This is a genomic window from Escherichia sp. AM3 (assembly GCF_032029835.1).
Taxonomy (GTDB): domain Bacteria; phylum Pseudomonadota; class Gammaproteobacteria; order Enterobacterales; family Enterobacteriaceae; genus Escherichia; species Escherichia coli.
In genome coordinates, this window is record NZ_JAVUPQ010000964.1 from 1 (window position 1) to 273 (window position 273).

The 273-nt window shown below is 45.1% G+C and carries 1 pseudogene; it reads left to right on the forward strand.

Annotated elements, in window-relative coordinates:
- Position 1: 1 nt before the first annotated feature.
- Positions 2–273, forward strand: a pseudogene (locus tag RTW80_RS29265) (pilus assembly protein); the annotation flags it as partial.

Sequence of the window (273 nt, forward strand, 5' to 3'; positions counted from 1 at the left end):
GATGAAAAAACTATACCTCGCTTTAGCATTAAGCTGTTTCTCAGTAAACGCTTTAGCTCTTACTGAGGGCGTAATCGTCCATGATGCCAAATCAGCAATAGATACGGCTTCGCAGTGGGTGAAGGAAGCGAAACAGTGGCAGAAAGAACTTACCGCGTATAAGGATGAACTGTTAACGAAAACCGGTATACGCGATGTTCAGGGGCTGGTACAGGATGCTCAGTCTGTTAGCAAGGAGCTGACAGACATTTATGAGCAGGGTAACTCTTTCAT